Below are 8589 nucleotides of genomic sequence, written 5' to 3'. Positions count from 1 at the left end.
GGTCAGAGGAGGGGGAGGCGGCCGACGAGCTTGTCGATGCGGTTGCGGGGGCCGACGAGGCCGACCGCGTAGTACGGCAGGTCGGCGGCCGGGGTCGCGGCGACCTCCTCCCGGTACTCGTCGTAGACGCGGGTGAGCTGGGCCGCCGCCGGCATGTCGGCGACGAACACCGTCTCGCTCGCCGCCGCCTTCGCGTGGAGGGCCGACAGCTGCTCCGCGCTCCCCTTCAGGATGCTGCACCCCGCCCACGGCAGACCGGGGTGCGCGTGCCCGCCGGCGTCGGTCGCCTCCGGACCGAGCAGTCCCGCGACGTGCGGCGACGTGGCGGCCGCAACGCAGGCGGCGGCGTTCGCCGCGATACCGGCCGGGAGGGACTCGTCCACGACGATCACCCACTTGAGCCGGGCGGAGCGGGTCGGGGCGCCGGTGTCCACCTCGTGCGGAGCGAAGCCGACGAGTGCGTTCATGAATGACCTTTCGGGTGTGCGGTTGGATGGTCAGGAGGCTACAGAAGCAACGGTCGCTGCGCTTGCACGCCGAACATCGTTCGGCAGGGGGCTACGCTGGGCGCTCATGGACGAACTTGATCGGGCGATCCTGCGCGAACTCCAGTCGGATGCGCGGCGCAGCAATCGCGACGTCGCCGCGGCGGTGGGCGTCTCTCCGAGCACCGCGCTGGAGCGCACGCGGGCGCTCCGGCAGCGCGGGGTCATCCGCGGTGCGACGCTCGACGTCGACCTCGCGAGCCTGGGTCGCGGGGTCCAGGCCCTCATCGCGGTCCGCATCCGGCCTCCGGCGCGCCCGGTGATCGAGGGCTTCCGCGACTGGGTGGCGGCGCTGCCGGAGACGCTCGGCGTGTTCGTGACCAGCGGGAACGAGGACTTCATCATCCACGTGGCCGTCGCCGACAACGAGGGGCTGTACGCCTTCGTCATCGACCGGCTCACGCAGCGGCGCGAGGTCGCGGACGTCCGCACCTCTGTCGTGTACGAGCACCTGCGGACGACGCGCGTGGAGCCGCTGGGCTGACGACCGGCGCTGGCCGTGGGGCGGCGCGGTCACTAGCCTGTCGCTCAGGCCGCGCCGCCGGGCCGGCCGGAGGAGGGACATCATGGACGATCTGCACGGATCGGCGCAGCAACGCCTCACCCGGCTCGATGAGGCCGTGGCCACGGGCGCTGCGACGCCCGAGTGGCTGGAGCGTCAGCTCCGCTCCGCCCTGGAGGAGCTCGCACAGGTGGAGCCGGTGGCCGACGCCGAGCAGGACCGCCGCGAGGACTACTAGGCGCCGCTCACACGGTGACGCGGCTCATACGGTGACGCCGCTCACACCGTGACGCCGCTCACACGGTGACGCCGTGGCGGAGCGGCGCCGGGTTCAGCCGGACCCACACCAGGCTGACCAGCGCGCCCGTGAAGTCGACGGCGACCGCCGCGACGGGGGTGCCTGAGCGCACGACCATGAGCCCGGGACGGCTGTTGACCGCCCGCTCCTGGACGACCACGCCCGGACCGGCCGCCAGGCCGTGCGCCAGCAGGAGGGCCGCGTCGTCGGGTCCGTGCACGACCCGCACCTGCCCGCCGCCGGTGTCGCCGCGCTCACCGGAGTCGCCGCGGTCGACGACGACCGCGACCCCCGGATGCAGCAGCGACCGCAGCCGCGGCAGATCGCCGGTCGCCCCCGCCTCGCCCAGTCCGTGCACGGTCGCGTGCCGCCGGCTGTCACGCATGGTCGCCTCCACACTCTCTCCGCCCGCGGCCGGTGGCCGCTCACCATACAAGACCGCGCAGCCCGGCCGGATGTGACGCCGGGCCCGCCGCGGTCCGACCGGCCCACCGGGGCCCGCCCGGGCCCACCGCACCTTCCCGGATGCTGCGCTTCCGCTGTGCACACCCTCGCGCGCCTCCCGCAACCGGGAACCGCGGCCTACCCTGGGAGCACCGATCGACCCGAGGGTGAGGAGCGGTCATGGATCAGCACACGGACGAGGGACTGCGGCCTCCGGACCCCGTCCCCGAGCTGTCGGACGACCAGGCGGTCAGCATGGTGCGGGTGTCCGCGCAGCGGGCGGCCGAGCTGGAGCAGCAGGCGCGGGAGTTCATCGCCGAGCTGGCGGCCGCCGACCCGGACAGCGAGGCGTTCCGCCGCAAGATCAACGGCTTCTCGCTGTTCGGCGACAAGGAGATGCGGGAGTCGGGGGACGCCTCCCGGGCACTGCTGAACCGGCCGGGGGCCTCGCTCGCCGCCGCGCGCGGCAAGTCGGTGCGCACGGACCCGCAGTACGGCGTCCTGCGGACGCTGCAGGACCTCCGCTCGACCGTCAGCGACTTCGACCCGCATCACCTGACGGGCCGCAACCGGATGCTCGCGCGGGTCCCGGGCGGGCGCAGGCTGCGCCAGTACGTGCAGCGCTTCGAGTCGGCGCAGAAGCAGCTGGACGCGATCGTCGACTCCCTCGACCACGGCCAGGAGTCGCTGCGCCGCGACAACGTCGACATCGAGCAGGAGCGCGCCGCCCTCTGGAAGACGACCGAGCGCCTCAACGAGTACGTCGTGCTCGCGACCGCCCTCGACAACGCCACCGTGGAGGCCGCCGACGAGCTGCGCCGCACGGACCCCGAGCGCGCGGCCCGGCTCGAGAGCGAGGCGCTCTTCCCGATCCGCCAGCGCCGCCAGGACCTCACGACGCAGATCGCGGTGTCGGTGCAGGCCTACCTGGCGCTCGACGTGATCAAGAAGAACAACGTCGAGCTGATCAAGGGCGTGGAGCGTGCCAAGACGACCACGGTCTCGGCCCTGCGCACCGCGGTGGTGGTGGCGCAGGCCCTGGAGAACCAGCGCCTGGTCATCGACCAGCTGGGCGCCCTCCACCAGAGCACGAACTCCCTCATCGGGCGCACGGGCGAGACGCTGCGCGTGCAGACCGACCAGATCCAGAAGGAGCAGACGTCGGCGGCGGTCGACGTGGAGGTGCTGCAGAGCGCCTTCGACAACGTCTTCGCCACGATGGACAGCATCGAGACCTACCGCGGGGAGGCCATCGCCAGCATGGCGAAGACGGTCGACGCCCTGGAGCACCAGGTGACGCGGTCGCGGACCTACCTGGCGCGGACGCGGCCGGAGGGGACGCGGTAGCCGCATCCCCTCCTCCGCCGGTTCGCCCGGCCGGATTCAGCTGCCGGAGGACGACCCGGCCGGACCGCCGTGGCCGCCGCCCGCGCCTCCCCCGCCGAAGCCCTCATCCAGGGCCTCCCCGGCCGTGACCGTCGCGATCGTGCTGCCGTCGACGACCAGCGTGTAGGTCGCGCCCGCGGTGATCGCGTCGTCGGACACGACGATGGCCGTGAAGGCCTTCGTCGGCGTGGCGGTCGCGACCGTCTTCCCGTTCGCGTCGACCACGCTGATCGTGGCGCCCGCCTGCTGCGCGTCGAAGGTCGCGGCCACGAACGACTGCGACGAGTCGGCGTCGGGCGAGACGGCCATCCCACCGGAGTCGGCGGCGGACAGCGTGCCTCCCGAGACCGTGAAGGTCCCGTTGACGTCGAGCGCGCCGTTGCCGGAGCGGGAGGGGCCGTTCACCGTCAGCGTCCCTCCGGTCATGGTGGCGGTGCCGTTGGAGTCGAAGCCGTCACCCTCCGCGTCGACCGTCGTGGTGCCGCCGCTGATGGTGATGGAGGCGTCCTCGACGGTCATGCCGCCGCCTCCGCCGCCGCCCGGCTGGCCGGCGCCCTGTTGCGCGCCGCCCGCGCCGCCGCTGGAGCCGCTGGAATCGCTGGACGCGCTCCCGGCGGAGGCGTTCAGCCCGTCGTCGGACGACGTGACGTCGACCGACCCGCCGGCGATCTCGATATCGGCGCTCTCGACGCCCTCGTTCGACCGTGCGATGGTCACGTCGGCGCCGTCGAGCAGGAGGGCGTTGTCGGCGTGGATGCCGTCGTCGCCGCTCGAGAGCGTGAACGTCCCTCCCGCCAGCCGCAGGGCGCCGTCGGTGTGCAGCGCGTCGTCGGCCGCCGTCACGTCGACCGTGCCGCCCTCCACGACGAGGAAGTCGCCCGCCTTCAGCCCCTTGGCCGAGGCGTCGTCGGCGACCGTTGCCTCCGCACCGCCGCCGGACGAGACCGTGAGATCGCCGCCCGCCACCAGGAGGTCGGTCTGCGCCGAGACGCCGTCGCCGCCCGCGGTGAGGTCGAGCGTGCCGCCCTTGACGTACACGTAGCCGCGGTCGGCGTCCTCCTCGTCGTCGGAGGTGAGGGCGTCGCCCTTCGCGTCGACCGTGATCGTCCCGCCGAGGACCACGAGGTAGTCCTTGCCGCGGATCCCGTCGTCGGCGGCCGTGACCGTCAGCGTCCCCGAGTCGATGACGAGCCCGTCCTTGCTGGTGATGCCGTCATCGCCGTTGCCGGACACCGTGAGCGAGCCGTCGCCGGTGATGCGCAGGTCGGCCGCGCTGTACAGGGCCGCGTTCACGTCCGCATCGTCGGCGTACGCGTCCGCGTCCGAGAGGGTGGAATCGCCGACGAGGTCGACGACCACCGACTTCGCGCCGGTGACGGCGATCGCCGCGGTCGAGTCGGAGGAGATGGCGGCGTCGTCCAGGATGAGCGTGACCGCGTCCTCCTCCCCCGCCGCCACGACGACGTTGCCCGAGAGGGTCCCGGTCAGCCGGTAGGTGCCGGCCGCGGTGATGGTGACCGTGCCGCCGGAGACCTTCGCGCCGTCGCCCGAGATGGTGGCGCCGGAGCCGCTGAGCGCGATGGTCGTGTCCGCATCGCCGACGGTGGCCGCCGGGGCGTCGGTGGACCAGTCCTGGTCGTCGGCCAGCACCTGGGCGATGGTGACGGAGGCGTCGGTCGCGGTGGTGCTGGACGCGGCGGAGACCTGCGCGGTCGTCCCGCTCGTGCCTCCCGCGACGCTGCATCCGGTGAGGATGCCGACCGTGATGACCAGGGGCAGCGCCGCCGCGGCGAGCGCGCCCTTCTTCGTCGCCCTGGTCTTCGTGAGCCTGGTCTTCGCGGCCTCGGTCTTCGCGGTCTCCGTCTTCGCGGCCTCGGTGGGCCTCCTGCTGTTCACGATGCACTCCTCGTCGCTCGGATGATGGTCGGGTCGGTCTCGGGCTGGAACCGGGTGCGCAGGAGCCGGGACCACTTGTTGGCCGGGAGGCCGGGGATGAGCGCCGCCATCCCCGTGGCGTACTTGGAGAGGGAGACGGGCCGGTGGCCTGCGCGCCACAGCAGCCGGTCGACGGCGGACGGGGAGGAGCCGGACTTCGTCTCCACGATCGCCGCCGCGGGCAGCCGGAGGGCGTCGCCGGTCACGAGCTCCCACTCCAGGTCGACGTCGATCGTCGCGCGGCCCGCCGCCCCCGGCAGGAGCAGGGTCGCCCGCCGGTACCGGGTGGTCATGAGCGGCGCCAAGTCGTCCGAGCGGATGCCGAGCTCGGCGAGCTGCTCGTCCGTGTACGCCCGCCCCGGCCCGTCGAGCTCGCCGCGTTGCGCGAACGGATGCTCCAGCCGCTCCTTGACGGTGGTCGACCGCGCGCCCTTGAGCTTGACCTCCAGGAAGCTCTGCGCGCTGTCGAGGTAGCTGCGGGTGCGGACCTTGAACCGGCGGCGCCGGCGACGCGCGGCGGCGAGATAGCTCTCCAGCGCCGGGGTGTCGAAGTAGACGGACTCGTAGCGGAAGGCGCGGACGCCATCGGTCTCGAGCATCCGGGTGCCGGGCTCCAGCCCGCGGAGCACATCGTCCAGCTCGTCGCGCCGCAGCAGGTACTTGCGGTCCACCCGGGTCTGGAACGCCGCGGTGGCGACCAGCTCCTCCAGGTCGACGGCGGGCAGCCGGTCGAGCACGGCGGTCACGGGTGCACCTCGGCGGCCCGGGCGGGCTCGGGGCGGGTGGAGGCGGAGGCCGGTCCGCGGGCGTCCAGCTGGTACCGCACGTCCACCGTCGTGGTGTCGTCGACGAGGTCGAGCGCGAGCACGGTGGCCTTGTGGACGCGGGCGCCGAGCAGCCCCTCCAGGTGGGCGATGAGGGCCGCCTCGTCCGGGATGGCCCGGTCGACCACGATCGTCTGCTGGCGGTAGCGGCGGTACAGCCGCGGGTTGTCGCCGAGGAAGACGGCGACGAGCATCAGGCAGATCAGGCCGATGCCGACGGGCTCGACGGTGGTCGACATCCCGGCGAAGAGGCCAAGAGCCAGCGCGGCGAAGTAGTACGCGAGCTCGTGCTGCGCGATCTCGGAGGAGCGCAGCCGGATGATGCTGAGGACGCCGAACAGGCCGAGGCCCAGGCCGGCGCTGACGGCGATGGAGCCGAGCACCTCGCTCACGGCGAGGACGCCGACATTGACGATGAGGAAGGCGACGACGAGGTCGCGGCGCCGGTGACGCGGGAAGTACATCCCGAACGTCAGGATCGAGATCGCCGCGAGGTCGATGGCGATGAGGATGAGCTGGTCCATCCGGGTCTCCTTGTGGTGGAAGCGGGTCTGGGTGAACGGCGGTCGAACGCCGTGGGAACAGTCAACGGATCCGGGCTATGCGGCTCCTATGCGGTCGCTTTGCCGCTCCGGCGAGTTCGCTGGAGCGACCGGGACCTCGCGCGCGACGCCCGCCGGCACGCGCCGGAAGACGACGCGGCGCTGCACGACGAAGCTCGCGAGATACAGCGCGACGTCGGTCCCGACCTTGGCCGCGAGCAGCGGGACGCCCAGCGCCACCAGCCCGGCGATCGCGGCGTAACCGGCCACGAGGAGGGCGGCGGCGAGCGCGAGGTAGCCCACGACCGAGCGCCGCACGCTCGTCGTCGCGCGGAACACCATCCGCCGGTTGAGGGCGTAGTTCGCCGCGCCGCTGAGCACGCGGGCACCGACCACGGCGAGCGCGAGCGACCCGGTGAGGGCCGCGAGCAGCTGCATGACGACGAGGTCGAGGAGGAACGAGCCGAACGACACGGCGCCGAAGCGCGCGAGCGGTGCGGCGACGCTCAGCGAGTCGCGCACCGGGCGGAAGTGGGAGGACGCGTTCTGCTCCAGGTACACGGTCGCGATGTCCACCTCCACGATCACGGCGCCCTGGCCGCAGAGCTCCAGCAGCATCCGCTGCTCGTAGTCGAACCTCTCCCCGCGGATGCGGCCGAGCCGCGGCAGCAGCCTGGCCGGCATCCCGCGCAGCCCGGTCTGCGTGTCGCGCAGCGACCGGCCGCTCGCGAGCGCGAAGACGCGCCGCGCGACGGCGTTGCCGACCCGGCTGCGCGGCGGGACTTCGCCGACGAACAGGCGCGATCCGAGCACGAGGTCGGCATCCCCTCGCTCGACGCGGTCCGCGACCCGGAGGATGTCCTCGACCGTGTGCTGCCCGTCGCTGTCGGCGGTGATCACGTCCTCGCCCGGATGGTGGCGGGCGGCGTGCGCGAAGGCCGCCTTGAGCGCATGGCCCTTGCCTCGGTTGACCGGGTGGGCGAGCACCTCCGCGCCCTCCGCCCCGGCCGCGTCGAACACCGGGCGGTACCGGGGACCGCTGCCGTCGTCGGCGACGAGGACCGCCGCGTGTGGCGCCCGCTCGCGCAACTCGCGGACGAGGGCGACGAGGCGCCCGTCCGGCTCGTAGGCCGGGATGACGATGAGCATGTCGTCACCGCGCGATGTAGAGGATGTCGGAGGTGCCGCGCTCGCCGCCGTTGGACGGCTGGTTCACGACCTCCCCGTCGAAGTACATCGTCGACGACCCGCCGCCGTCGAGGTTGTACGCGGTCGTCGCGCCGAGGCTCTCCATGATGCCGGCGAGGCCGGTCAGCGTGACGCCCTTGCTGTAGCCGGTGTCGCGCCCGTCGACGACCACGAACACCAGGTGGTTGTCGTCGATCACGCCGACGGCCGTGCGCGGCTGGTCGCCCTGGATCGAGTGGTTGCCGAAGTTGGTGTCGACCTCGGTGCTCTCGATGCCGTCGACCGTCCGGCCGTTCTCCACGATGGCAGGCCCGAAGGAGATCGTGTTCCAGACGCCCGCGTCGACCAGCTGCTGCGCCGTCGTCTGGGTCTCGTCGTAGACCTCGACATGCCCGTCGGCGTAGAAGGCGAGTCCCTCCCTGGCGCCGTCGTCGCGGTAGATCACGCCGTTGCGGATCTCGATGCCGCTGTCGCGGAATCCGTAGTAGTCGCCGTTGATCGCGAAGACGGCGTCGTTGGCCTCCGCCATCTCGCTGGTGGTCTGGGTGATGTTCTCGCCGAAGGTGTCGTCGGCGAAGGCCGACTTCAACACCGTCGCGTCGGAGAGCGTGACGTCGGCGACGTAGTAGGTGACGGTGTCGGCGCCAGAGCCGGTGGTGACCTTCTTCACCGTCACGTCCGCCGCGTCGGAGCTGTAGCTGGAGCCGGTCACCTCCGCATCGCTGGTGTCGTACTGCGTCGCCGTCGTGGTGCCGCTCTGCGAGCTCGCGGCCGTGACCTCCACGTGCGGGATCACGAACCGGTCGAGCGCCCACAGCGCCGGCGCCGTGATGCCGACGGCCAGGAGGGCAGAGGCGACGATCAGGGCGAGCCGGCGCCGGCGCGGGCGGGGCTTCTGCCGAGGGGGCTGCTGAATCTGCGGGGG

The 8589-nt window shown here is 72.7% G+C and carries 10 protein-coding genes; 3 read left to right on the top strand and 7 right to left on the bottom strand.

What is annotated here, in order from left to right; genetic code table 11:
- Window positions 1-2: 2 nt before the first annotated feature.
- The gene (locus ACR9ZG_RS16630) at window positions 3-467 is read right to left on the bottom strand and encodes a DUF2000 domain-containing protein (RefSeq protein ID WP_481285959.1); all 465 of its coding nucleotides are present in this window, start codon (window positions 465-467) and stop codon (window positions 3-5) included.
- Between the two features lie 106 nt (window positions 468-573).
- Between ACR9ZG_RS16630 and ACR9ZG_RS16625 the strand changes: the two genes are divergently transcribed.
- Window positions 574-1029 (top strand): Lrp/AsnC family transcriptional regulator, encoded by a 456-nt coding sequence (locus ACR9ZG_RS16625; protein ID WP_481285958.1) that lies wholly within the window; start codon window positions 574-576, stop codon window positions 1027-1029.
- Window positions 1030-1111: 82 nt separating this feature from the next.
- Window positions 1112-1285: a hypothetical protein gene (locus ACR9ZG_RS16620; RefSeq protein ID WP_481285957.1), complete on the top strand. Its 174-nt coding sequence runs from the start codon at window positions 1112-1114 to the stop codon at window positions 1283-1285.
- Between the two features lie 58 nt (window positions 1286-1343).
- Here the strand turns inward: ACR9ZG_RS16620 and ACR9ZG_RS16615 are convergent, their stop codons facing one another.
- Window positions 1344-1730 (bottom strand): hypothetical protein, encoded by a 387-nt coding sequence (locus ACR9ZG_RS16615; RefSeq protein WP_481285956.1) that lies wholly within the window; start codon window positions 1728-1730, stop codon window positions 1344-1346.
- Window positions 1731-1969: 239 nt separating this feature from the next.
- Here ACR9ZG_RS16615 and ACR9ZG_RS16610 point away from each other — a divergent pair, with 239 nt between their 5' ends.
- The gene (locus ACR9ZG_RS16610; RefSeq protein WP_481285955.1) at window positions 1970-3136 is read left to right on the top strand and encodes a toxic anion resistance protein; all 1167 of its coding nucleotides are present in this window, start codon (window positions 1970-1972) and stop codon (window positions 3134-3136) included.
- Between the two features lie 36 nt (window positions 3137-3172).
- Here the strand turns inward: ACR9ZG_RS16610 and ACR9ZG_RS16605 are convergent, their stop codons facing one another.
- The 5 genes from ACR9ZG_RS16605 to ACR9ZG_RS16585 form a co-directional block, all read right to left on the bottom strand.
- Window positions 3173-5071, bottom strand: a complete 1899-nt coding sequence (locus ACR9ZG_RS16605; RefSeq protein ID WP_481285954.1) for a carbohydrate-binding domain-containing protein — start codon at window positions 5069-5071, stop codon at window positions 3173-3175.
- Window positions 5068-5856 carry a polyphosphate polymerase domain-containing protein gene (locus tag ACR9ZG_RS16600; protein WP_481285953.1) on the bottom strand — a complete coding sequence of 263 codons (789 nt, stop codon included), beginning with the start codon at window positions 5854-5856 and terminating at the stop codon, window positions 5068-5070. The genes ACR9ZG_RS16605 and ACR9ZG_RS16600 overlap by 4 nt, the downstream gene beginning before the upstream one ends.
- A complete protein-coding gene (locus ACR9ZG_RS16595) occupies window positions 5853-6458 on the bottom strand; it encodes a DUF4956 domain-containing protein (protein WP_481285952.1) in 606 nt (201 codons plus the stop codon). Before ACR9ZG_RS16595 ends, ACR9ZG_RS16600 begins: the two co-directional genes overlap by 4 nt.
- A gap of 75 nt (window positions 6459-6533) precedes the next feature.
- Entirely contained in the window at window positions 6534-7625 is a 1092-nt protein-coding gene (locus ACR9ZG_RS16590) for a glycosyltransferase (protein ID WP_481285951.1), read from the bottom strand.
- Between the two features lie 4 nt (window positions 7626-7629).
- Window positions 7630-8580 (bottom strand): phosphodiester glycosidase family protein, encoded by a 951-nt coding sequence (locus ACR9ZG_RS16585; RefSeq protein ID WP_481285960.1) that lies wholly within the window; start codon window positions 8578-8580, stop codon window positions 7630-7632.
- Window positions 8581-8589 lie beyond the last annotated feature (9 nt).

The sequence above is a fragment of the Leifsonia sp. KNZ12-8B genome (assembly GCF_056755495.1).
The sequence above is the reverse complement of the archived record's forward strand: the minus strand, read 5'-3'. Positions and strand labels throughout refer to the sequence as shown.